Below are 23,310 nucleotides of genomic sequence, written 5' to 3'. Positions count from 1 at the left end.
CCACAATTCGCAGCGTCGCGAGGGAGTGACGATGAGTCCCACCGACACCGACCTGACCGGCGACCCGCCGGACATGGACTGGGAACACGTACAGGAGAGTGCCGAGTTCAGGCAGCTGCGCCACCGCTTGCGCAGCTTCGTCTTCCCGATGACCGCGCTGTTCCTCGTCTGGTACCTGCTCTACGTGCTGCTGGCCGACTACGCCCACGGCTTCATGAGCACGAAGATCGCCGGCAACTTCACCGTGGGCCTGCTGTTCGGCCTGCTGCAGTTCGTGTCGACGTTCCTCATCACGTGGCTGTACGTGCGCTACGCCAACCGCAAGCTCGACCCGTTGTCCGAGCGGATCCGCGACGACATCGAGAGCCCGGCCGCGAAGGAGTCCGAATGAAAACCCTCGCGGCAGGCGTCGAGGGCAGCAACCCGACGCTGAACATCATCATCTTCGGTGTGTTCGTGCTGATCACGCTCGTGATCGTGTTCCGCGCGAGCCGCAACACGAAGACGGCCTCCGACTACTACGCGGCCGGGCGCGCGTTCACCGGCCCGCAGAACGGCATCGCGATCAGCGGTGACTACCTGTCGGCCGCGTCGTTCCTCGGCATCGCGGGCGCCATCGCGGTGTACGGCTACGACGGCTTCCTGTACTCGATCGGTTTCCTCGTGGCCTGGCTGGTCGCGCTGCTGCTCGTGGCCGAGCTGCTGCGCAACACCGGCAAGTTCACGATGGGCGACGTGCTGGCGTTCCGCATGCGGCAGCGTCCGGTGCGGGCCGCGGCGGCGATCTCGACGCTGATCGTGTCGTTCTTCTACCTGCTGGCCCAGATGACCGGCGCCGGCGGCCTGGTGGCGCTGCTGCTGGGCATCGAAGGCAAGGCCGCGCAGTCGGTGGTCATCGCCGTGGTGGGCGTGATCATGATCGCCTACGTGCTCATCGGTGGCATGAAGGGCACCACGTGGGTGCAGATCATCAAGGCCGTGCTGCTCATCGTCGGCGCGCTCGCGATGACGCTGTGGGTGCTCGGCAAGTACGGCTTCAACTTCTCGGCGCTGCTGCAGGGCGCCGTCGACAAGGCGGGCAAGGCCGGTGAGACGCTGCTCGGGCCGGGCAAGCAGTACGGCGCCACGGGAACGTCCAAACTGGACTTCTTCTCGCTCGGCATCGCGCTGGTCCTCGGCACCGCGGGCCTGCCCCACGTGCTGATGCGCTTCTACACCGTGCCGACCGCCCGCGACGCCCGCCGCTCGGTGGTCTGGGCGATCGTGCTGATCGGCGTGTTCTACCTGTTCACGCTGGTCCTCGGCTACGGCGCCGGCGCGCTGGTCGGCCCCGACGAGATCAAGGCCGCCCCGGGCGGCGTGAACTCGGCGGCGCCGCTGCTCGCGCTCAACCTCGGCGGACCCGTGCTGCTGGGCCTGATCTCGGCGATCGCGTTCGCCACGATCCTCGCCGTGGTGGCCGGCCTGACGATCACCGCGTCGGCCTCGTTCGCGCACGACGTGTACGCGAACGTGATCAAGCGGGGCAAGACGAAGCCGGGGTCGGAGGTGCGCGTCGCCCGGATCACCGCCGTGGTCATCGGCGCGGTCGCGATCATCGGCGGCATCCTGGCCAACGGGCAGAACGTCGCCTTCCTCGTGGCGCTCGCCTTTGCGGTCGCGGCGTCGGCCAACCTGCCGACGATCCTGTACTCGCTGTTCTGGAAGCGGTTCAACACCCAGGGCGCGCTGTGGAGCATCTACGGCGGGCTCATCGTTTCGCTGGTGCTGATCGTCTTCTCGCCGGCGGTCTCGGGCAAGCCGATCGACGCGAAGACGGGCAAGAGCGCGTCGATGCTGCAGGGCGTGGACTTCCACTGGTTCCCGCTCGACAACCCGGGCCTGGTGTCCATCCCGGTCGCCTTCTTCCTCGGCTGGCTCGGCACGATGCTGTCGAAGGAGCGCAACGCGAAGAAGTACGCGGAGATGGAGGTGCGCGCCCTGACGGGTGCGCATGCGGAGAAAGCTGTGCAGCACTGAGGTTTGTCTGCTTCGAGCGGGCCGGGACTCTCGAGTCCCGGCCCGCTTTTTTGTTCAGTACGGCACTTTCCCCGCAGCCAGGTCGTCCAGAACGCCTCCGAGCAGGCCGGCCCGCTGCAGCTTCAGTACCGCAGTTTCCCGTCGGCCAAGTCCGCCAAGGATGCGTCGGGCACGCCGCGTTGTGCCGCCGAAGGGCGGCACTCCGAGGCACCGAGGCGAGGCCGGAGCACAGCCGATGGGGCCAGACCCGGCGCACGCGCCGAAGATGGCGCAGCAGTGGTCACTGCGGCCGGCCGGAACCGGATTTCGAGTCCCGGCCGCTTTTTTGTTCAGTACGGCACTTTCCCCGCAGCCAGGTCGTCCAGAACGCCTCCGAGCAGGCCGCGCATGTGACGCCACAGGCCCGCGCCCAGGGAGATACGGGCGACGCCGAGGGAGGCGAGGGCGGGGAGGCCCGGGCCGCCGTGGGGCAGGGACGCGTTGACGGCGCCGGTTTCGCGGACGAACTCGGCGAGGAGATCCGGGTCGGTCAGTGTGATCGGGTAGACGCAGTCGGCGCCGGCCGCGAGGTAGGCCTGGCCACGGGTGACGGCGTCGGCGAAGACGGCGTGGGGGTCGGGGGCGCCGATGAACGCGTCGATGCGGGCGTTGATCACCAGGTCCTGGCCGGCGGCTTGGCGCAGGGCGGCCAGGCGATCGGCTTGGTCGGTGACGGGCCGCAGCTCGCTTCGTGAGTGGTCGGTGTCCTCGAGGTTGCAGCCGGCCGCGCCAAGGTCCAGCAGGCGGTCGACCAGCTCGGCCGGGATGAGGTCGTAACCGCTTTCCGCGTCGACGGTCACCGGCACCGACACCGCCCGGACGATGCGCGCGGCCGCGAGCAGCATTTCGCCGGCGGGGGCGGCTTCGCCGTCGGCGTGGCCGAGCGCGGCGGCGACGGCCGCGGAACTCGTGGCCACGACCGGGAACCCGGCCGCTTCCACCAGCCGGGCCGAGTCGGCGTCCCACGCGTTGGGCAGGACCAGCGGCCGGCCGGGCACGTGCAGCGCCCGGAGTTCGGCGGCGCTCACGCTTCGCGGTCCGGGAGCTGGGCCATGGCCGGGTAGGTCTCGGGCACACCGCGCCCGAGGCAGATGCGGTTCGACATGCCGTTCACGCTAGCGGCAACCGGGCCCACCCGTGTGGTCCAGTCCTGGGCCGGAAGTGTGGACGAGTTCAGGCCTCGACGTGCACCTCGGCTGGTGGCCCTCCCGCGGACGAGCGGGCCTGGCCGGCGCGATCCGTGCGGCCGCCGGCAACGGTGGGGCCCCGCCGTGCCCTCGACGGTCCGTCCACAAGGGAACCCGGCGGAGCCGCACCTGCTGGATTCTGAAGCCGGGGCACGCGTTGACCGGTGCAGGCGCTGCGGGAGATATCGAGCTACAACCCGAGCGGCAGCACCAGCTCCAGGTTGGTCTTGCGCGACGGGGCGCCGTCGGTGGGTTCGCCGCCCGGTTCGGGCACGATGCCGCCGGCGGCGACGCGGTCGAGGGTGTTCAGGCCGAGCGGCCCGACGGTGCCGAACACGGTGTAGTCGGGGCGCAGGGTGGAGTCGCCGTAGACGAGGAAGAACTGGCTGCCGTTGGTGTCCGGGCCGGCGTTGGCCATGGCGACCAGGCCACGGGAGTAGATGCGGGCCGCCGGGTTGGAGGCCGGCGGCAGGTCGGTGGGCAGTTCGTCGCGGAAGCTATATCCCGGGCCGCCTTCGCCGGTGGCCGTCGGGTCGCCGCACTGCAGGACCTTCAGGGTCGGGTAGTCGGTGAGCCGGTGGCAGGTCGTCTGGTTGAAGAAGCCGTGGCGGGCGAGGTGCAGGAAGCTCTGCACCGTGCACGGCGCTTCGGCGCGGTCGAGCGTCAGCGGAAGCAGCCCCTGGTTGGTGATCACGGGGACTGCGACCTTGCCGCGGTCGGGGGTGTGCTGCGGGTCGGGCGGCAGGGGCACGGGACGGGCGGCGGGCTCGTCGGGCGTTTCCGTGTACTGGCAGGCGCCGTGGGTGGTGGTGGGCTCGCTGTTCGCCACTGTCGCGGCGCCCGCTGCCGGCGCGAACGCGGCGAGCAGGGAACCGACGGCCAACGTGGTGACGACGAGCTTTTTCATGCGTTTCCTCCCAGTGAACGAATCACGGAAGCATAAGCAGGGTTCGAACCAATCGGCATCCGGCGAAAGTGGGAGGCTCACGAAACGCTGACGGGCTCCTGACAACCGTTCCCTAACGTCGCGGGTCATGATCACTCGCCTCTTCCTCAGCGCGGTGGCGGCCGCCGCGGTGGCCTGCGCGCTGCCCGCCGTCGCGTCCGCCGCGACCGGACCGGTCGTGCAGCCCCTGGCCGTGTCCGCGGCCGAACAGCAGGCCGTGCTCGACTACTGGACCCCCGAACGGATGAACGCGCTCACGCAGCCGTCGTCGGACAACCCGCCGACGGGCGGCCCCGACGGCGCGCCCTGGACCACCGCCAACGCCGTGGCCAAAACCGTCGGCCGGCTCTTCTTCACCGACCACGGCGAGGACTCCAGCTGCACGGCCACCGTGGTGGACAGCGCGAACCGCAGCACCGTCGTCACGGCCGGGCACTGCGTGAACAACACCGACCTCCTCGGCGAGGACAACCAGTGGAACGCCCACTCGATGTTCATCCCGGGCTACCACGACGGGCAGGCGCCGTACGGGAAGTTCGTCGGCCGCTTCGGCGTCGCGGACAGCACGTGGCTCGCGAACGACCAGATCGACGCGCAGAAGTTCGACACCTTCGACCAGGCGTTCGTGGTCCTCAACCGCGGCGTGCACGGCGTTTCCGTGCAGGACAAGGTGGGCGCCGCGCAGAAGATCGGCTTCGACCGGCCGGGCAGCGCCGACGTGGTCCAGTTCGGCTACCCCCGCGCCTCGGCCGACCCCGCGCGCGAAGGCCTGCCCGAGTACACGGGCGCCCGCCTGGCGTTCTGCACGGGCCCGACGCGCGAATGGCCGGGCACCCCGGACTTCCCCGACTCGCCGAACCAGTGGGGCACGGCGTGCGTCATGGGCGGTGGCTCCAGCGGCGGCCCGCGCCTGCGCGACTTCAACCCGAAGACCGGCCTCGGCACGGTCGTCGGCGACAACACGGAGGCCGGCTTCTTCGACGCCGCGGGCCAGCCGTGCGACCGCGACGCCGGGTGCACGCGCTACCTGGTGGGCCCGCAGTTCAGCACGGCGGTGACGAAGCCGTTGTTCGAAGCGGCGCAGCACGCCTGACGGGCGGTGGAGGACCGGTTCACGCCGCGTCCTCCACCACACCCCACCACAGGAAATCCCGCGCCCGGGTCGCCGCGACGAGCCTCTGCCGGTCTCGCATCTCGTCGGCTTCGCGGCGAGCGGCAGCGCTGTTCGCGGAGTCCCGAAGCGGGAACTGGACGGCCAGCACCGCCTGGAAGTCCAGTCCCTTCGCGCGGTGGACGGTGCCGACCTTCACGCGGTCATCCGGCTCCCCGGTGTGCTGTTCGAGGCTCTGCGTCGCCACTCCGGCGCTCTCCAGCAGCCGGCGGCACTCGTCGGCGTCGTGTTTGGTGAACGTGATCAGCGCGGTGTGCGCCGGCTCCACGTTCCGCAGCACCGCAGTGAGCGCGCGGGGAAGGTCCGCCTTGCTGCCCGTCCACGTCTGCGTGCGTCCGCCGTCGTTGACCACCTCGGCGTCGCGCAGCACGACGCCCGCGGCACCGTCGAGGTCGTCGACGCTGTTGCCCGCGTCGATGCGGCGCGCGAAGTCGAGGATGCCCGACCGGTTGCGGTAGTTGACTTTCAGCACCTCGCCCCGGCCCTGCACGGGGATGCCGGCGTCGGACAGGCGCCACCCACCGGGATAAACCTGCTGCTGGCCGTCGCCGACGAGCAGCAGCCGGTTCGGCCCGTCGCCCGCGACCTCGCGGAGCAATCGCAGGCCGACGAGCGTGATGTCCTGGACCTCGTCGACGACGACCAGCGCATACGGGTTGTCGAGCGGCCGTTCGACCAGCGAAGCGTGCGCCGCGGTGAGCACGTCGTTGTAGTCGTGCACCCCGCGCTCGACGAGATTGTCGCGATACGCCTCGTACAGCGCCCAGACCCGTTCACGGTGCGCGTCACCGAGCGCCAGCCGGCGGCCTCGGCGCGGGACCTTCTTGTACTCCTCGAGAGTCCGCAACCCTCGGCCCTTGATCACGCGGTCGACCTCGGTGCGCCAGTACTCGAAATCCGGTTCGATCTCCTCCAGCGCGGCGTGATGGCGCGCCCGTGCCCGGTTGAACGCGGTGTCGATGCCGCCGCGCTGCACGTTCAGCTCCACCCCGCGACCCGCGAGCAGCCCGCGAACCCACGCGTGCAGGTTCACGAACTCCGCGCGCCCCTCCAGCTCGGGTGCCAGCCGGCGGAACGCCGCCGCGTGCACCGTCGGCAGAGTCCGGACGAACGTGGTGAACAGCAGCGGGCCCACGCTCCGCCGGCCCACGTGACGCATGCGGTGCAACGCGACCACCGTCTTGCCCGTGCCGGCCGGCCCGCTGATCCGGGCGGGGCCGCCGTACTCGCGCGCGACGATGGCGTGCTGCTGCGGGTGCAAGAACGTCATCCAGCTCTCGAACGGCCTCTTCAACGCCGCCGTCAGCTGGCCTTCGGCGACGTCCTGCGCGGCCAGCAGCCCGGCTGCTTCAGGCTCGCGCTCGGGTGGCTTGACCGACAGGGCCGAGTACTCGGGCAACCGCTGGACCACGGCCGACGCCAATTCGGCCACCTGGCGACGGGTCAGTCCGCCGTCGCCCCGGCGGAACACCTTGTCCAGGTCCACCACCGGAAGGGCCCAGTACGGCCCGGCTCCGCGCGGCGACCGGGTGGCACCGCCGATCACCACGAGCGTGATGGCGGTCGGCGCAAGCAGGCGGCCTTGCGAACCGCGGATCGACGCGAACCGCTCTTCGGCGTGCCTCAGCACGGCCTGACCCGACTCGGGCGGCCGGTCCGCGACCACCACGGCGAACACCCCGGCCGGCCCCAGCAGGAACGCGTCGGCGGTTTCCGCCGGCGCGGGCAGATCCGACCGGAGCAGAACGTGCCAGCCTTCCGCCGTGTGCGCCACCAACTCGCCGAACACGTTGCGCCGCAACGAGTCCAATTCCGGAAAGCGCTTCGCCAGCAGCTCCGCCGCCTGACATTGGACCTGCCTCTTCCCGTGCGCGCTCAGCACCATTCGCTCCCCCTCCTGGTCACTGTCCGCGTTCGGATTATTGCCAGGAGAAACAAGGGGCGGGTGATCTTCGACGGCAATCACCCGGATGCAGCAGTCGCCGCGGAAGATCGAAATCAGCACGTCTGACGCGTCCGCCGACGACAAAGGCCGGGCAGCCGCAACGGGCTGCCCGGCCTTCAGCCGAACCGAAAACTACTTGGCCGCGGGAACCCGCAGCAGCAGCGCGTCACCCTGGCCGCCACCGCCGCAGAGCGCGGCGGCGCCCAGGCCGCCGCCGCGGCGGCGCAGTTCGTGGATCAGGTGCACCGCAAGGCGGGCGCCCGAGGCGCCGATCGGGTGGCCCAGGGCGATGGCGCCGCCGTTGACGTTGACCTTCGACGGGTCCAGGCCGAGCTTCTCGCTGGCGACCACACCGACCGCGGCGAACGCCTCGTTGATCTCCACCAGGTCGAGGTCGCCGACGTCGAGCTTGGCCTTCGCCAGAGCCTTGCGGATGGCGTTGGACGGCTGCTCGTGCAGCGACGCGTCGGGGCCGGCGACGACGCCGTGGGCGCCGATCTCGGCCAGCGGGGTGAGGCCCAGCTGGGCGGCCTTTTCGGGGCTGGCGACGATCACGGCCGCGGCACCGTCGGAGATCTGCGACGACGAGCCGGCGGTGATGGTGCCGTCGGAGGCGAAGGCGGGGCGCAGCTTGGCGAGGCCGTCGACGGTGGTGTCGGCGCGGACGCCTTCGTCGGTGGAGAAGACGATCGGGTCGCCCTTGCGCTGCGGGATGGTGACCGGCGCGATCTCCTCGCGGAAGAAGCCGGCCTCGATGGCGGCGGCGGCGCGCTGGTGGGAGCGCGCGGAGAACTCGTCCTGCTGCTCGCGCGTGATGCCGTAACGCGCGTTGTGCTTCTCCGTCGAGGCGCCCATGGCGACCTGGTCGAACGCGCAGAAGAGGCCGTCGTAGGCCATGTGGTCGAGCATGGTCACGTCGCCGTACTTGAAGCCGCCACGGGACTTCGGCAGCAGGTGCGGTGCCTGCGTCATCGACTCCTGGCCGCCCGCCACGACGAGGTCGAACTCGCCGGCGCGGATGAGCTGGTCGGCGAGCGCGATGGCGTCGAGGCCCGAGAGGCACACCTTGTTGATCGTGAGCGCCGGGACGTCCATCGAGATGCCCGCGGCGACGGCGGCCTGGCGCGCCGGGATCTGGCCCGCGCCCGCGGTGAGGACCTGGCCCATGATCGTGTACTCGACCTCGGACGGCGAAACCCCGGCCTGCTCCAGCGCGGCCTTGATGGCGATGCCACCGAGCTGCGCACCGGTGAAGTCCTTCAGCGAGCCGAGCAGCCGCCCGATGGGGGTACGGGCCGCACCCAGGATCACGGAACCGGACACGTCGTCCTCCCAAGAATTAGGAACACCTACAGTCTCACGACTGTACCCGGGCCCACGGCTTCTTGATGGAGCCAGTGTGAGGGGGCGCACGTCTTGGATGGAGTCCGTGGATTTCAGGGGGCTTCACCAGGGTGGTGGCCTTTATCCTGCCCCCATGAACACTGAGTCCATCCAAGCCGTGCTCACCCCGTTCGTGACCGCGATCGACCACGTCGGGATCGCGGTTCCCGACCTCGACGAAGCGATCGCGTTCCACAAGGAGCACTTCGGCCTGGAGGTCGCGCACGAGGAGGTGAACGAGGAGCAGGGCGTCCGCGAAGCGATGCTGCGCGCCCCCGGCACCGCGGGCACCGAAACGATGATCCAGCTCCTCGCGCCCCTGCGCGACGACTCGACCATCGCGAAGTTCCTCGGGCGCAACGGTCCCGGCCTGCAGCAGCTCGCCTTCCGGGTGTCCGATGTGGACGCCGCCGCGGCTGCGTTGAGGGAGCAAGGGCTACGGCTGCTGTACGACGAGGCCAAGCGTGGGACGTCGAACAGCCGGGTGAACTTCGTGCACCCGAAGGACGCTGGTGGGGTGCTGGTGGAGTTGGTGGAGCCGGCGGCGCACTAGGACTCGCGGTTTTCACCGCGCGACTGATCTCGCGCGGTGAAGTCGAGGAAGCCGGGTTCGAACGCCGGCTCGCCTCCGGCGATCCCGGATCGCCGGAGGTCACCGATTCCGAAACCGGCGTCCCCGCGGGATCGGATGCCGGCGACTCGACGGATACGTCCAGGCACGGCCTCGTCCGCGACGACGCTAGGACTCTTTCGCCTTCGCCGACAACGCGTTGGCCAGGAAGACGAGCTCGCCGTCGAACTCGGCCGGGAGGTCGTCGCCGGAGTGGCGGGCCGTGGCGTGGCGGTGGCTGACGGCGCGGGCGAGCAGGCCGGAGGCGCTGTCGAGGTCGGCGACGGCGAGGCGCCCGCCCGTGGCGGCCACGATCACCGCGCGGACCAGGCGCACGAGGTGCTGGAAGCGTTCTCCGAGGGCGTCGCGCACGACGTAGTGCGTGTCGGCCTCGCGCCAGAGCACGTGGGAGAGGCCGAGTGAGCCAGTGAAGCGGCGGTCGAGCTCCGAGACGAGCCGGCGCAGCGACCCGGCGAGGTCACCGGGCACCACGACGGCGGCGGGCTCGATGTTCTCGTCGGGCAGCCGCGCGACCAGGGCCGCCAGCAGGTCGGACTTGCGGCGGAAGTAGTAGTGGACCAGACCCTTCGGCACCCCGGCGCGCTCCGCGATGCGGGACGTCGGGGTGGCGTCGAAGCCGGACTCGGCGAAGAGCGCTTCAGCCGCGCAGAGGATCCGCTCCTTCGCCGAGTCATCTGTCATGTCAGCTCCTTCAGTGCGGCATCGCCGTCCGGTGGGCGGCGGTGGCCATCGGCATCGCGGCGGCGCCGGCGATGATCGTGAGCGCACCGGCGACCCAGGACGTCCAGGACGCCCCGTTGAGTTCGGTGTACCCCATCACCCACGGCGCGATGAACAGCAACACCCCGAGGACGACCTGGATGCCCTCGCCGTAGACGACACCTGGCGCCGCGAGCGATACCAGGCCGTCGATGGCGATCAGCGCACCGAGGATCACCATCGTCCACATCGTCATCGTGTCCGTGCTCAGCCAAAGGGGTGAAAGAGCGGCGACAATACCGATGACGACCTCGGCCCAGTCGTGGGGCCGGGTCCAGGCGCGCGTCGAGACTTCACTCATTCGTGCTCACCTCCGCAGAGAACCTGCTGTTCAGGAAGTTTCCCTACTTCGATCATGCGCCTTGGTTGGCCGGCCGGTCAAGATCTGTGGGTCACAGTTGCGCACAACCGGTTCCGGCGTGGTTTTCGGCCATCGGGCTACTGTGTTCGGCCGCTCGGCGCAGGCTCGTCCGGACACCGTGGGTGCTCACCCGTCCGTGACCCCGTAGCGGCTACGGTAGGGCCATGAGCCTTGGCGAGGAACGGGAGCTTGTGCCGCTGGGAGCCGGCTTCGACGTGGCGAAGCGCGGGTACAGCCGAGCGCAGGTCGACGAACATCTGGAACGGCTCGATGCCGACCTGAAGATGCTCACCGGCGACCGCGACGCCGCCATCGCCCAGGCAGGTGATCTGGCCCGGCAGCTGGAGATCGCGCGCGGTGAGATCGCCGACCTGCGCGGGCAGGTCGACCGGCTGGCGCAGCCGCCGACGAGCGTCGAGGGGTTGTCCGAGCGCCTGCAGCGGATGCTGCGCCTGGCGCAGGACGAGTCCGCCGACACGCGGGCGCGCGCCGAGGCCGAGGCCGGCCACATCCGCGCCAAGGCGGAGACCGACGCCAGCGCCATGCGCGCGCGGTACGAGCAGCTGCTCACCGAGCTCGACCTGCGCCGCAAGGAGATGGAAGCCGAGCACCGCAAGGTCCTCGAGGACGCCCGCGCCGAGGCGAAGTCGATCACCGACAAGGCCGAGGCCGAGCGCAACAAGCTCGACGCGGAGTCCGAGGCCCGCCGCACGCAGGTCGAAGAGGACTTCGAGATCGCCATGGCCGCCCGCCGCACCGAGGCGATGCGCGTGCTGGCCGAGCAGGAGGCCGCGTCGAAGGCCGAAGCCGAGCGCCGCGTGCGCGAAGCCGCCGAGGACGCCGCCGCCATCCGCGCCAAGGTGCTGGAAGAGGAAACAGCCGCCCGCGCCGACATCGAGCGCCGCCAGCGGGAGTCCGTCGCCGACGCGAACAAGCGCAAGCAGGACTCGATCACCGAGGCCAACGCCCGCCTCGCCGAAGCCGCCGACGAGGCCCGCCGCCGCGTCCGCACGGCCACCGACGAGTCCAACCGCCGCATCACGCAGGCCAACGAACGCGTCGAGGCGCTGCGCAACGTCCGCACCAGCCTCGCCGAACAGGTCCGCCAGGCGCGCACCGTGCTCGCCGAGGCCCACCACGTCCTCGGCGAGACGGACACACTGGTGCCGGCGGACATCAAGGCCTCCATCGAGCCGAAGACCCCGGTCGCGGCCGCTGCCCCCGCTGCTTCGACCGGCTCGGGTTCGGGTTCGAGCGCGGGTTCGAGCTCCAGCTCGGCTTCGGCTTCGGCGGAAGGCGACGTCGAGAAAACGGTCCGCCTCCGCACCAGCGACGTCCCCAAGCCGAAGCCCCAGCCCCAACCCGCCTCCGGCCACCCCGGCAAACCCACCGGCGACTGACCTCCGGGCGAAGGCAAGCACCCTCCAGACCCGGCCGAGCCGGGGCCGCGGCGAGCGCCGCGACCCCGGCTCCATCGCTCTCGCGGTTGGGCGCTCACACTGACCGCTCCCGACGGCGAAGACGCGAAGTTCTCCCCTTGAACAGCTCAAACACGCTGCGGGCCAACCCCACACTTGACCGCCGATAACGCGCGGTCTCGACCACCAGCCGCCGGCCCACTCAGCCTGGAGCAAGGCCACCGCTGGCACCCGCCCCCCGGCGGTCCCAGCCGCCGACACCCCAACCCACCTCGGCCGCCACCATTGCCTCTGCGGCTTCCCCGGATGCAGCCACCTCCGCCCTCGGCTGACGAGCCCGCGGCCACCAGGCCCCGCAGGCGACCAAAACGCAAGATCGCACCCACCTCGCCTCGGACCCTCCGGCCACCTCCCCGACGCAGCGGCACGTCCAGCCTCAACAGACAAAGCCGCCGGGACGATCAGGCCCTGAAGGCCACCACAACACGAGACCGCACCCAACCCGCCTCGGACCCTCCGGCCACCTCCCCGAGGCAGCCGCACATCCCGCCTCAACAGACGAAGCCCCGAACGACCAGGCCTTCAGGCGACCACCACGCGAGATCGCCCCCAACTCGCCTCGGACCCTTCGGCCGCCGTCTCGGGGTGCGAACTCAGCCGCCCTCAGCTGACGAAGCCCGCGAACGACCAGGCCCTGAAAACGATCACAACACGAGACCGCACCCAACCCGCCTCAGACCCTCCGGCCACCTCCCCGAGGCAGCGGCATATCCGGACTCAGCAGACAAAGCCCCCGAATCTCCAGGCCCTTCAGGCCGCCACAACACGAGACTCCACCCAACCCGCCTCAGACCTTCGGCCGCCGTCTCGGGGTGCGAACTCAGCCGCCCTCAGCTGACGAAGCCCCCGAATCACCGGGCCTTGAAGGCGACCACAACGCGAGATCGCGCCGGTGTTGGGATCGGGCGGTGCGATCGGCCGCCAGGCCGATCAGACCGCTCGATCCCGGCACCGGCGCAAAGGCGATCTCGCCCGCCCCGGCGAAGCCGGGGCAAAAAACACCAGCGAGCCCGCCGTTCGCCCCGGCGGAGCCGAGGCGAACGGCGGGCGAGCCAACTGGCGAGTAACCTTCCCCCGACAAGAGGGGCGGAGCTGCCCCGATTCGGGATCGCCGGGAGGTTTCGGATGGCTGTCTATCGGACCGTGGTGGTGGGGACGGACGGGTCGGACTCGTCGTTCGCCGCGGTGGATCGGGCGGCGGGGGTGGCCGCGGATGCCGAGGCGAAGCTGGTCGTGGTGTGTGCGTACTACCCCGCCAGCAAGCACGACGTGGAGCAGGCGCAGGACGAGCTGGGCGACGAGGCCTACCAGGTCGTCGGGTCGGCGCCGGCGGAGGACACGTTGCAGAGTGCGCGCGATCGGGCCGCGAAGGCGGGGGCGAAGGACATCCAGACCATCGCCGTGAACGGGGAGCCGGTGCACGCGTTGCGGAAGGTCGTGCACGAGACGTCGGCCGATCTGCTCGTGGTGGGCAACCGCGGCCTCAACACGCTCGCCGGGCGGATCCTCGGCTCGGTGCCGGCGGAGGTGGCGCGCAAGTCGGGTGTCGACGTGCTGATCGTGCACACGACCTGAGCCGTGGCCGAAACCCCTGAGGTGCAGCACCAGCTGGAGAAGCTCCTCCTCGGCGGGCCGCGCAAGTACACCCGGCTCGAAGTGGCCCGAAAGGCCGGGGTGCCCGAGGAACGTTCGCGCCGGCTGTGGCGCGCGCTCGGGTTCGCGGCGGCCGAGGACGACGAGGTGGTGTTCACCGACGCCGACGTCGAGGCCATGCGCACTGCCGACCAGCTCATCGCGTCCGGGCTCGTGGCGCGCAACCTCGAGGTCGCCGTGACGCGCGCGCTCGGCCAGCACCTGTCGCGCCTGGCCGAGTGGCAGGTGCACATGCTGTGGTCGCTCATCGCCGGAAACCCGGGCCTCGACGACAGCCAGGTCACCAAGCTCGTCGCGCGGCTGCTGCCCGAGCTGGAGCAGGTGCAGAACTTCGTGTGGCGCCGTCACCTCGTGGCGTACGCCGGGCGCGCCTTCGCGACCAACGAGGACCTGGAGGCGCGGCCGCAGGTCGTCGGCTTCGTCGACATGGTGGGCTACACCAAGATGACCCGCGAGGTCGACGAGGACGAGCTCAGCCACGTGCTCGACGCGTTCGAGTCACTGGCCGCGGGTGTGGTCGCCGACCACCGCGGCCGGATCGTGAAGATGATCGGCGACGAGGTCTTCTTCGTCACCGACTCCCCCGGCTCGGGCGCCGAGATCGCCCTCACGCTCACCGAACGCGCGTCGGCGTCGGACGACCTGCCCGCGGTCCGCGCGGGGCTGGCTTCGGGGCGGGTGCTGTCCCGCTTCGGCGACGTCTACGGCTCCGTCGTGAACCTCGCAGCGCGGCTCACGTCCGTCGCGCGCCCCGGCACGGTGCTGGTCGACCGCGAGCTGGCGGCCGAGCTGGAGCACCTGCCGGAGTACGACCTGCGGTCCCGCCGGCCCGTCGCCGTGCGCGGGTACAACCGGCTGCGGACGTCGGTGCTGCGGCGGGCCCAGGACGGGCCGTCCGGGAAGTTCGCGGAGGCCCAGGAACGCGCGGCCGAGGCCATGGGCCTGCCCGACACCACCCGCCCCGCCACCGAACCGGACAGTCCCGAAGACCTCACGCTGGGGTCCCGGCGCCGGCGCCGCAGGCGCTGATCAAGCGTCGTAGTCCACCGTCACGCGCTCGCTCGCCGGGTGCGACTGGCACGTCAGCACGAACCCCGCGTCCACCTCGGCCTTCTCCAGCGCGAAGTTCCGCCGCATGTCCACCGCACCGTCGGTGACGCGCGCCCGGCACGTTCCGCACACACCGCCCTTGCAGGCGAACGGCAGGTCCGGCCGGAAATTCTGCGCACCGTCCAGAATGGACGATTCCTGCGGCAGGCTCATCGTCGTCGAACGGCCGTCGAGGATGAGCGTGACCTCCGACGCGGCGCCGGCCACGGCCGGGTCGACGTGCTTGACCGGCTCCGGCGGCACGTCGTCCACGTAGAACAGCTCCTGGTGGACACTCGACTCCGGCACGCCCAGTGCCGTCAGCACCTCCTGCGCGCCGGTGACCATCCCGAACGGCCCGCACAGCCAGAAGTGGGCCACCGACTCCACCGGCACCAGCGAGCCGAACAACACGCGCAGCTTGTCGGCGTCGAGGCGGCCGGTGAACAGCTCGGCCTCGCGCGGTTCCCGCGACAGCACGTGGATGAGCTCCAGCCGCGCCGGGTAGCGGTCCTTCAAGTCGGCCAGCTCGTCGGCGAACATCACCGTGTCCGTGCGGCGGTTGCCGTACAGCACGGTGACGGTGGCGTCCGGCGTCGCGAGCAGCGACGCGACGATCGACAGCACCGGCGTGATGCCCGAGCCGGCCGCGATCAGCACGTGGTGACCGCCCGTGGTCAGATCCGGCGTGAAGGTCCCCGTCGGTGCGGAGACCTCGACGACGTCACCAGGGCGCACGTCCTGCACGAGCCACGACGAGAACACGCCCTCGGGAACCAGGCGCACGCCCACGCGTGGCCGCCGGCCGGCCGGAGCGCAGATCGAGTACGACCGGCGCTCGTCCCGGCCGTCGACGGTGCGGCGCAAGGTCAGCGACTGGCCGGGCGCGAAGGCGAACGTCTCGGCCAGCTCCTCCGGCACGTCGAAGGTCACGGCGACCGCGTCGTCGCACAGCCGCTCGACGTCGGCCACCCGCAGGGAGTGGAAGCCGGTGCGCCGGGAAATCGTGCTGGTCAACTCAGATCTCCTTGACGTGTTCGAACGGTTCCAGGCACGCGCGGCAGCGGCGCAGCGCCCGGCACGCGGTGGCGCTGAACCGCGACTGCTCCACCGTGTCGAGCGACCCGCAGTGCGGGCACGCGATGCGCGACACGGGCGGTGACAACGTGAGCGGCACCGGTCCACTCGCCCGCCGCGGGGCGGCACCCGGCGGCGCGATGCCGGCCTCGGCGAGCTTGCGCCGCCCGTCGGCCGAGATCCAGTCGGAGGTCCACGCCGGTTCGAGCACCGTGCGGATCTCGACGTCGGCGTAGCCGGCGCCCAGCAGCGCGTGCTCCAGGTCGTCGCGCATGGTGTCCATGGCCGGGCAGCCGGTGTAGGTGGGGGTGATGGCCACCGTCACGCGACCGTCCTCTTCGGACACCGACCGCAGCACTCCGAGGTCGGCGAGCGTGAGCATCGGCAGCTCCGGGTCGGTCACCGTGGCGGCCACGGCCAGCGCGGTCACCATGTCGCGTCCGGCATCGCCCGCGCCACGCTCTGCAGCTGCGCCAGCAGGAACCCCATCTGCTCCGTGTGGACGCCGTCGCGCCCGGTCCGGCCGGACACGCCGGCCACGGCACCCGAAGTCGGCCGCTCCAGCGTCGCCGCGGCCAGCACCTGGTCGAGGACGACGTCGAACTCCGGGCGCAAAGTAGCCGCGTCCACCAGCTCCAGCGGGTGCGTCTTGAACAGCTCGTCGACGTACGGCCACACCGCGTCGAGGCCCTCCTGCATGCGCTCGTGCGACAGTTCGGTGCCGTCGCCGAGCCGCACGACCCACTGCGCCGCGTAGTCGCGGTGGTAGGCCAGCTCCTTCACGCCCTTGGCCGCGATCGCCGAGAGCACTGGGTCCACACTGGACTCCGCCGACGTACTCCCTCCTGCGGAGGCGGCATCGGACTCGAGCTGCTGCAGCAACGCCAGCCGCCAGGTCGAGAACACGAGCAGCCGCGCCATCAGGTGGCCGAAGTGGCCCCCACCAAGCTCGGCGAGCCGGACATTGCGGAACTCGTGCTCGGCCCGCAGGAACGCGAGCGTGTCCTCCGAGCGGTCGGTGCCGTCGGCCTTGCCGGCGCGCGCCAACAGCAGGCGGGCCTGGCCGAGCAGGTCGAGGCCGATGTTGGCGATCGCCACCTCGTCCTCGAGCTCCGGCGCGTTCGTGACCCACTCCTGGAGGCGGTGGGAGAACACCAGCGCGTCGTCACCCAGCATCAGGCAGTACGCGGCCAACGCCGAAGCATCCAGCGAAGGCGGAACGGAAGTGTCCACACCGGACAGCGGGTCGGCGAAGCCGGTGCCGAAGGCCCACCGGGCGTCGTTGTCCTCGGTGATGGCCTCGTAGACGTTGTCGAAGGACATCAAGGCCTCACATGTGCGGAACGTTGTCGGGAATGTCGTAGAACGTCGGGTGCCGGTACACCTTGTCGCCGCTGGGCGCGAAGAACGGGTCCTTCTCGTCCGGCGAGGACGCGGTGATGTCCGAAGCGCGCACGACCCAGATCGACACGCCCTCGTTGCGCCGCGTGTAGAGGTCACGGGCGTTGTGCAGCGCCATCTGGTCGTCCGCGGCGTGCAGCGAGCCCACGTGCACGTGGTTCAGGCCGCGCTTGCCCCGCACGAACACCTCGTACAACGGCCAATCGTGCTTCATCGCGAACCTTCCTCTGTTTCCTGGGGCCGAGCCCCAGACCCCGGCCGGGGGGCGAGCCCCCCTGGACCCCCCAACTGCGATTTGGCAGCGTGTGCCACAGCGGCCTCACGCACCCAGGCACCGTCGTCGTGGGCCTGCTTCCGATGCGCAACGCGCTGCTTGTTGCACGGGCCGTTGCCCTGCAACACGTTCTTGAACTCGTCCCAGTCGACGGCACCGAAGTCGTAGTGCTCGCGATCGGCGTTCCAGCGCAGGTCCGGGTCCGGGAACGTGACGCCCAGCGCTTCCGCCTGCGGCACCGACATGTCGACAAAACGCTGCCGCAGCTCGTCGTTGGTGTGCCGCTTGACCTTCCACGCCATGGACTGCGCGGTGTTCGGCGACTCCGCGTCGGGCGGCCCGAACATCATCAGCGACGGCCACCACCAGCGGTTCACGGCCTCCTGCACCATATCGCGCTGCTGCTGCGTGCCGCGCATCATCGTCATCAGCAGCTCGTACCCCTGCCGCTGGTGGAACGACTCTTCCTTGCAGATCCGGATCATCGCCCGCGCGTACGGCCCGTACGACGACCGGCACAGCGGCACCTGGTTGCAGATCGCCGCGCCGTCGACCAGCCAGCCGATCACGCCGACGTCGGCGAAGGTCAGCGTCGGGTAGTTGAAGATCGACGAGTACTTCTGCCGGCCGCTGATCAGCTTGTCGGTGAGGTCCGCGCGGTCCGCGCCCAGCGTGGCCGCCGCCGAGTACAGATAGAGCCCGTGGCCGGCCTCGTCCTGCACCTTCGCGAGCAGGATCGCCTTGCGCCGCAAGGAAGGCGCGCGCGTGATCCAGTTGCCCTCGGGTTGCATGCCGATGATCTCCGAGTGCGCGTGCTGCGCGATCTGGCGGATCATCGTCTTGCGGTAGCCCTCGGGCACCCAGTCGCGCGGCTCGATGCGCTGGTCGCGCTCGATGGTGTGCTCGAAATGGCCGAGCAAGTCTTCTTCGGAAGCGACAGCGGTCACGGCTGCTCCTTCGAAACGAGCGTCAGCACGTCGTACTTCGCCACGGAATCGCCGGTCTGGTTCACGACGTCGGCGTCCCAGCGGACCTCGCCGTACTCCTGGTCGATGCGCGGGGTGATCTGCTTGGCGGTCAGCGTCACGGTGAGCGCGTCGCCTTCCTTGACCGGCGTGAGGAACCGCAGGTTCTCCAGTCCGTAGTTGGCGAGCACCGGGCCCGGCTCCGGCGAGACGAACAGGCCGGCGGCGAACGACACGACCAGGTAGCCGTGGGCGACGATCCCGCCGAACAGCGGGTTCGCCGCCGCGGCGGCCTCGTCGGTGTGGGCGTAGAACGTGTCGCCGGTGAACTCGGCGAAGTGGTCGATGTCGGCGCGGGTCACCGTGCGCGGGCCCGCCACCACGGAGTCGCCGACGCGCAGCTCGGCCAGCGACTTGCGGAACGGGTGGTCACCTTCCACGCGCGGCGCGCCCTCGATCCAGCGGCCGGTGACGGTGCTGAGCACCTTCGGGCTGGCCTGCACGGCCGTGCGCTGCATGTGGTGCAGCACGCCGCGGATGCCGCCCATCTCCTCGCCACCGCCGGCGCGACCGGGACCCCCGTGCACGAGCTGCGGCATCGGCGAGCCGTGGCCCGTCGACTCCTTCGCGTCGTCGGCGTCGAGCACCAGCAGCCGGCCGTGGTACGGCGCGACGCCCAGCACGATCGTCCGCGCGAACTCCGGGTCGCCGGTGACGATCGACCCGGCGAGGCTGCCGCCGCCGCGCGCGGCGAACTCGATGACCTGCTCGATCGAGGTGTAGGGCATCAGCGTGGACACCGGCCCGAACGCCTCGACCTCGTGCGGCTCCGAACGCTGCGGGTCGGCCTTCAGCAGCACCGGCGACATGAACGCGCCGGTCGACTCGTCGGCGCCGACCACGTCGACGTGCTCCAGGTCGCCGTAGACGACGCTGCCGGCGTCGAGCAGGGCCTTGAGCGAGCGGCGGACCTCTTCGCGCTGCTCCAGGCTGGCCAGCGCACCCATGCGCACGCCCTCGGCGGTCGGGTTGCCGACCACGACCTTCGCCAGGCGCGCGCTCGCGGCCTCGGCGACGTCGTCGAGCATCTCTTCCGGCACGAACGCGCGGCGGATCGCGGTGCACTTCTGGCCGGCCTTCACGGTCATCTCCGTGACCAGCTGCTTCACGAACAGATCGAACTCCGGCGTGCTCGGCCGCGCGTCGGGCGCGAGGATCGAGCAGTTCAGCGAGTCGGCCTCCGCGTTGAAGCGCACGGAGTTGCGCACGACCGCCGGGTGCGCGCGCAGCTTCTGCGCGGTGGACGCGGAACCGGTGAACGACACCAGGTCCTGCGCGGTCACGTGGTCGAGCAGGTCGCCGACGCTGCCGGCGATGAACTGCAGCGAGCCCTCGGGCAGGATGCCGGAGTCGATGATCAGCTCGACGAGCTTCGCGGTGAGGTACGCCGTCTGGCTCGCGGGCTTGATCAGGCTCGGCACCCCGGCGAGGAACGCGGGCGCGAACTTCTCCAGCGGCCCCCACACCGGGAAGTTGAACGCGTTGATCTGGATCGCGACGCCGTGCAGCGGCACGGCGATGTGCTGCGCAACGAAGGTGCCACCCTTGCTCAGTGGCTCCACCGCACCGTCGATGTACACGGTGTCGTTGGGCAGCTCACGCTTGCCCTTCGAGGCGTAGCTGAACAGCACGCCGATGCCGCCGTCGACGTCGAACTTCGAGTCGCCCAGCGTTGCGCCGGTGCGCGCCGACACCGCGTAGAGCTCCTCGCGGTGCTCGCGCAGGTGCGACGCGAGGGCCTTGAGCAGGGCCGCACGCTGGTGGAACGTGAGCTCACGCAGGGCGGGACCGCCCACACGGCGGCCGTAGTCGAGCGCGCCGGCGAAGTCGACGCCGGTCGACGAGACGCGCGCGACCTCCTCGCCGGTCGCCGCGTCGTGCAGCGGCGTCCCCTCGTCCGTCGCCGTGTGCCAGCCGCCGGAGACGTAGCTGCGGAGCAAAACCATGGGGCCCGACCCTCTCGCCGTGTCGCGCAGTGTGGCACCCGCGCGGAATTACCAACCGGACGTTCAGTAATTCCATCGTAGCCGCTCCTGGCTCTGATCGGAAGTCCTGCTGCTTGACAGCGAACCTGCCGCACATCTTTACTAACCGCAGGTCTTCATTACCGGCCATTCGGTCAGTTACTCACGGGGAGGTCGCCCGACGTGACGGCGCGCAACGCGGCCCACGCCATGTTCGACACCGACGAGGCGTCGAAGGGCCTGGGCATCGAGCTCGTGGAGGCCGCCGACGGGCGCGCGACCGCCACGATGAAGGTGACGGAGTCGATGGTCAACGGCCACGACATCGCCCACGGCGGCTACCTGTTCCTGCTCGCCGACACCGCGTTCGCCCTCGCGTGCAACACCCACGGACCGGTCACCGTCGCCGCCGGCGCGGAGATCTCCTTCGTCGCGGCCGGCCGCCTCGGCGACCACCTCACCGCCACGGCCACCGAGCGCACCCGCTACGGCCGCAACGGCATCTACGACGTCACCGTGCACCGGGACACCCCCGAAGGGCCCGAAGTCGTCGCCGAGTTCCGCGGCCGCAGCCGCGTCATCGAGAAGAGTCGGGAAACCCGATGAAAGACACCGCCGAAAAGCTCTCCGCGGACGAGCTCGCCGCCCTCCAGCTCGAGCGTCTCCAGTGGACACTGCGGCACGCCTACGCCAACGTGCCCTTCTACACCAAGAAGTTCGACGAGACGGGCGTGCACCCGGACGACTGCAAGGAACTCGCCGACCTCGCGAAGTTCCCGTTCACGACCAAGGCGGACCTGCGCGACAACTACCCGTTCGGCATGTTCGCCGTGCCGCAGCACGAGATCCGGCGTATCCACGCGTCCAGCGGCACCACCGGCAAGCCCACGGTGGTCGGTTACACCGAGCAGGACATCGACACCTGGGCGACCGTGATGGCGCGCTCGATCCGCGCGGCCGGTGGGCGCCCGGGGCACAAGGTGCACGTGGCCTACGGTTACGGCCTGTTCACCGGCGGGCTCGGCGCGCACTACGGCGCGGAAAAGCTCGGCTGCACGGTGATCCCGGCGTCGGGTGGCATGACCGCGCGCCAGGTGCAGCTGATCACCGACTTCCGGCCCGAGATCATCATGGTGACGCCGTCGTACATGCTCACGCTGCTCGACGAGTTCGAGCGCCAGGGCGTGGACCCGCGGGCCAGCTCGCTCAAGGTCGGCATCTTCGGCGCCGAGCCGTGGACCGAGCAGATGCGCGCGGAGATCGAGGAACGCTTCGCGCTCGACGCCGTGGACATCTACGGCCTGTCCGAGGTGATGGGGCCGGGTGTCGCGCAGGAGTGCGTGGAGACCAAGGACGGCCTGCACATCTGGGAGGACCACTTCTTCCCCGAGGTGATCGACCCGTTCAGCGAAGAGGTGCTGCCGTCGGGCGCGCAGGGCGAGCTGCTGTTCACGTCGCTGACGAAGCAGGCACTGCCGATCATCCGCTACCGCACGCGCGACCTCACGCGGCTGATGCCGGGCACGGCGCGGCCCGCGTTCCGGCGCATGGAGAAGGTGACCGGGCGCAGCGACGACCTCATCATCCTGCGCGGCGTCAACGTGTTCCCGACGCAGATCGAGGAGATCGTGCTGCGGACCGACGCCTTGAGCCCGCACTTCCAGCTGGTGCGCTCGACGCGCGGCCGGCTGGACCACCTGACCGTGCGGGTGGAGGCGCGGCACGACGCGTCGGCGGACGCCCGGACGGCCGCGGCGGCGGCGTTGATCGCGGGTGTGAAGGACGGCGTCGGTGTGACGGTGGCCGTCGACATCGTGGAGCCGGACACCCTGGAGCGTTCGGTTGGCAAGATGCGTCGCGTGATCGACGAACGAGACAAGACGTGACCACCTCTCCGGCCCGGCGGGGGCGGCCCGGATACGACCTGGAGTCCTTGTTGCAGGTCGCGGTGAAGCTGTTCAACGAGCGCGGCTACGACGGCACCAGCATGGAAGACCTGTCGCGCAAGCTGGGCATCACGAAGTCCGCCATCTACCACCACGTGCGCAGCAAAGAAGAGCTGCTGCGACTGTCGGTGGACCGGGCGCTCGACGGGCTGTTCGAGGTCGCGGCGTCCACGGAGCAGCTCGACGGGCGCGCGATCGACCGGCTGGAGCACCTCGTGCGCGGCAGTGTGCTGGTGCTCGCCGACCGGCTGCCGTTCGTGACGCTGCTGCTTCGCGTGCGCGGCAACACGAAGGTGGAACGTTCGGCGCTGGCCCGCCGGCGCGAGTTCGACCGGCTGGTGACGGATCTGGTCAAGCAGGCCGAAGCCGAGGGCGACGTGCGCCCCGATATCGACCCCGCCGTGGCCGCGCGGCTGCTGTTCGGCACGGTGAACTCGCTGATCGAGTGGTACCGGCCGCGCCGGGGTTCCTCGGGCGCGGAGCTGGCGGACGCGGTGTGCAAGATGGCGTTCGACGGTCTGCGCGCCTGAGCCGCGGCGCCGGCCGAGGTGACATCTGTCGCCGGAAAGTCCCACCCGGCGGCGATTCACTCCCCCGTCGTGGTCCTCGGCGGCCGGCGCGCCTGCCAGAGCATGGCGGCACGCAGCTGCTCGATCAGGACCTCGTCGTCCTCTTCGCTCGGTTCGGCGCCCAACGGGATCCAGCGTTCGCTGACGAGGGCACCCTGGTCGTAGTTGCTGATGACGATGCCGTCGTAGGACAGGTCCGCCGAGCACTCGCCCGGGCACTCGCCGGCGCAGCAGGATTCGTCCACGCGCACCTGGCGGTGCTGCAAGCGCACGCTGACCCAGCGCCCCGAGGGCTGAGCCGTGCCACCCTCCGCATCGCTCATCTGCTCCTACCCCACCGCGCCCGGCCCCCGTTCGATCCGTCGTCCCAGCGGGCGGCGAAGTTACCGGCCG

At 70.5% G+C, this 23,310-nt stretch carries 23 protein-coding genes; 10 read left to right on the top strand and 13 right to left on the bottom strand.

All coding sequences use genetic code 11. From position 1 onward, the window contains the following. Nucleotides 1-31 precede the first annotated feature (31 nt). Together ACQPXB_RS09330 and ACQPXB_RS09325 are read left to right on the top strand one after the other, a co-directional pair. On the top strand, nt 32-391 hold the full coding sequence (locus ACQPXB_RS09330; protein WP_366579166.1) for a DUF485 domain-containing protein: 360 nt from the start codon (nt 32-34) through the stop codon (nt 389-391). Continuing rightward, nucleotides 388-2,019, top strand: a complete 1,632-nt coding sequence (locus tag ACQPXB_RS09325) for a solute symporter family protein (protein ID WP_366579164.1) — start codon at nt 388-390, stop codon at nt 2,017-2,019. The genes ACQPXB_RS09330 and ACQPXB_RS09325 overlap by 4 nt, the downstream gene beginning before the upstream one ends. 329 nt (nt 2,020-2,348) lie before the next feature. On the opposite strand, the gene ACQPXB_RS09320 is transcribed toward ACQPXB_RS09325, so the two are convergent. Together ACQPXB_RS09320 and ACQPXB_RS09315 are read right to left on the bottom strand one after the other, a co-directional pair. Next, nucleotides 2,349-3,086 (bottom strand): isocitrate lyase/PEP mutase family protein, encoded by a 738-nt coding sequence (locus ACQPXB_RS09320; RefSeq protein WP_432850887.1) that lies wholly within the window; start codon nt 3,084-3,086, stop codon nt 2,349-2,351. A gap of 349 nt (nt 3,087-3,435) precedes the next feature. Then, nucleotides 3,436-4,152, bottom strand: coding sequence for a peptidylprolyl isomerase (locus tag ACQPXB_RS09315; protein ID WP_432850885.1), 717 nt, complete (start codon nt 4,150-4,152; stop codon nt 3,436-3,438). A 127-nt stretch (nt 4,153-4,279) separates the two neighbouring features. Between ACQPXB_RS09315 and ACQPXB_RS09310 the strand changes: the two genes are divergently transcribed. After that, nucleotides 4,280-5,284, top strand: coding sequence for a trypsin-like serine peptidase (locus ACQPXB_RS09310; RefSeq protein WP_432850883.1), 1,005 nt, complete (start codon nt 4,280-4,282; stop codon nt 5,282-5,284). A gap of 19 nt (nt 5,285-5,303) precedes the next feature. Here ACQPXB_RS09310 and ACQPXB_RS09305 read toward each other — a convergent pair whose 3' ends face one another. Further along, nucleotides 5,304-7,247 (bottom strand): UvrD-helicase domain-containing protein, encoded by a 1,944-nt coding sequence (locus tag ACQPXB_RS09305; RefSeq protein WP_432850881.1) that lies wholly within the window; start codon nt 7,245-7,247, stop codon nt 5,304-5,306. 192 nt (nt 7,248-7,439) lie between these two features. Beyond that, on the bottom strand, nt 7,440-8,630 hold the full coding sequence (locus ACQPXB_RS09300; RefSeq protein ID WP_366579154.1) for an acetyl-CoA C-acetyltransferase: 1,191 nt from the start codon (nt 8,628-8,630) through the stop codon (nt 7,440-7,442). A 154-nt stretch (nt 8,631-8,784) separates the two neighbouring features. Between ACQPXB_RS09300 and mce the strand changes: the two genes are divergently transcribed. Then, nucleotides 8,785-9,243, top strand: coding sequence for a methylmalonyl-CoA epimerase (gene mce, locus ACQPXB_RS09295; RefSeq protein ID WP_366579152.1), 459 nt, complete (start codon nt 8,785-8,787; stop codon nt 9,241-9,243). Between the two features lie 186 nt (nt 9,244-9,429). Here mce and ACQPXB_RS09290 read toward each other — a convergent pair whose 3' ends face one another. Beyond that, a complete protein-coding gene (locus tag ACQPXB_RS09290; protein ID WP_386948719.1) occupies nt 9,430-10,002 on the bottom strand; it encodes a TetR/AcrR family transcriptional regulator in 573 nt (190 codons plus the stop codon). Nucleotides 10,003-10,012: 10 nt separating this feature from the next. Further along, nucleotides 10,013-10,381, bottom strand: coding sequence for an SPW repeat protein (locus ACQPXB_RS09285; RefSeq protein WP_366579148.1), 369 nt, complete (start codon nt 10,379-10,381; stop codon nt 10,013-10,015). A gap of 251 nt (nt 10,382-10,632) precedes the next feature. On the opposite strand from ACQPXB_RS09285, the gene ACQPXB_RS09280 reads away from it, so the two are divergent. The 3 genes from ACQPXB_RS09280 to ACQPXB_RS09270 all read left to right on the top strand — a co-directional run bounded on the left by ACQPXB_RS09280 (nt 10,633) and on the right by ACQPXB_RS09270 (nt 14,601). Beyond that, complete coding sequence (locus ACQPXB_RS09280) at nt 10,633-11,841, top strand: chromosome segregation protein (RefSeq protein ID WP_432856509.1); 1,209 nt, start codon at nt 10,633-10,635, stop codon at nt 11,839-11,841. Nucleotides 11,842-13,044: 1,203 nt separating this feature from the next. Beyond that, nucleotides 13,045-13,494 (top strand): universal stress protein, encoded by a 450-nt coding sequence (locus ACQPXB_RS09275; protein WP_364055653.1) that lies wholly within the window; start codon nt 13,045-13,047, stop codon nt 13,492-13,494. 3 nt (nt 13,495-13,497) lie between these two features. Continuing rightward, entirely contained in the window at nt 13,498-14,601 is a 1,104-nt protein-coding gene (locus tag ACQPXB_RS09270; RefSeq protein WP_432850878.1) for an adenylate/guanylate cyclase domain-containing protein, read from the top strand. Here ACQPXB_RS09270 and paaE read toward each other — a convergent pair whose 3' ends face one another. The 6 genes from paaE to paaZ are packed head-to-tail and all read right to left on the bottom strand — an operon-like array spanning nt 14,602 to nt 20,384. Next, complete coding sequence (paaE, locus tag ACQPXB_RS09265; RefSeq protein ID WP_432850876.1) at nt 14,602-15,678, bottom strand: 1,2-phenylacetyl-CoA epoxidase subunit PaaE; 1,077 nt, start codon at nt 15,676-15,678, stop codon at nt 14,602-14,604. It lies immediately after the preceding gene. Between the two features lies 1 nt (nt 15,679). Next, nucleotides 15,680-16,171 (bottom strand): 1,2-phenylacetyl-CoA epoxidase subunit PaaD, encoded by a 492-nt coding sequence (gene paaD / locus ACQPXB_RS09260; protein WP_366579142.1) that lies wholly within the window; start codon nt 16,169-16,171, stop codon nt 15,680-15,682. Next, the gene (gene paaC / locus ACQPXB_RS09255; RefSeq protein ID WP_366579140.1) at nt 16,165-17,061 is read right to left on the bottom strand and encodes a 1,2-phenylacetyl-CoA epoxidase subunit PaaC; all 897 of its coding nucleotides are present in this window, start codon (nt 17,059-17,061) and stop codon (nt 16,165-16,167) included. Before paaC ends, paaD begins: the two co-directional genes overlap by 7 nt. A gap of 7 nt (nt 17,062-17,068) precedes the next feature. After that, a complete protein-coding gene (paaB, locus tag ACQPXB_RS09250; protein ID WP_366579138.1) occupies nt 17,069-17,353 on the bottom strand; it encodes a 1,2-phenylacetyl-CoA epoxidase subunit PaaB in 285 nt (94 codons plus the stop codon). Beyond that, complete coding sequence (paaA, locus tag ACQPXB_RS09245; RefSeq protein WP_366579137.1) at nt 17,350-18,360, bottom strand: 1,2-phenylacetyl-CoA epoxidase subunit PaaA; 1,011 nt, start codon at nt 18,358-18,360, stop codon at nt 17,350-17,352. Before paaA ends, paaB begins: the two co-directional genes overlap by 4 nt. Further along, nucleotides 18,357-20,384, bottom strand: coding sequence for a phenylacetic acid degradation bifunctional protein PaaZ (paaZ, locus tag ACQPXB_RS09240; protein ID WP_432850872.1), 2,028 nt, complete (start codon nt 20,382-20,384; stop codon nt 18,357-18,359). Before paaZ ends, paaA begins: the two co-directional genes overlap by 4 nt. 228 nt (nt 20,385-20,612) lie before the next feature. Between paaZ and paaI the strand changes: the two genes are divergently transcribed. The 3 genes from paaI to ACQPXB_RS09225 are packed head-to-tail and all read left to right on the top strand — an operon-like array spanning nt 20,613 to nt 22,878. Further along, on the top strand, nt 20,613-21,008 hold the full coding sequence (gene paaI, locus ACQPXB_RS09235) for a hydroxyphenylacetyl-CoA thioesterase PaaI (protein WP_366579359.1): 396 nt from the start codon (nt 20,613-20,615) through the stop codon (nt 21,006-21,008). Next, nucleotides 21,005-22,288, top strand: a complete 1,284-nt coding sequence (gene paaK, locus ACQPXB_RS09230) for a phenylacetate--CoA ligase PaaK (protein WP_432850870.1) — start codon at nt 21,005-21,007, stop codon at nt 22,286-22,288. Before paaI ends, paaK begins: the two co-directional genes overlap by 4 nt. Then, entirely contained in the window at nt 22,285-22,878 is a 594-nt protein-coding gene (locus tag ACQPXB_RS09225) for a TetR/AcrR family transcriptional regulator (protein ID WP_386948737.1), read from the top strand. The genes paaK and ACQPXB_RS09225 overlap by 4 nt, the downstream gene beginning before the upstream one ends. A gap of 56 nt (nt 22,879-22,934) precedes the next feature. Here ACQPXB_RS09225 and ACQPXB_RS09220 read toward each other — a convergent pair whose 3' ends face one another. Continuing rightward, complete coding sequence (locus tag ACQPXB_RS09220; RefSeq protein ID WP_366579130.1) at nt 22,935-23,240, bottom strand: hypothetical protein; 306 nt, start codon at nt 23,238-23,240, stop codon at nt 22,935-22,937. Nucleotides 23,241-23,310 lie beyond the last annotated feature (70 nt).

Source organism: Amycolatopsis sp. CA-161197, assembly GCF_050942255.1.
In the GTDB taxonomy this organism is placed as follows: Bacteria; Actinomycetota; Actinomycetes; order Mycobacteriales; family Pseudonocardiaceae; genus Amycolatopsis.
The sequence above is the reverse complement of the archived record's forward strand: the minus strand, read 5'-3'. Positions and strand labels throughout refer to the sequence as shown.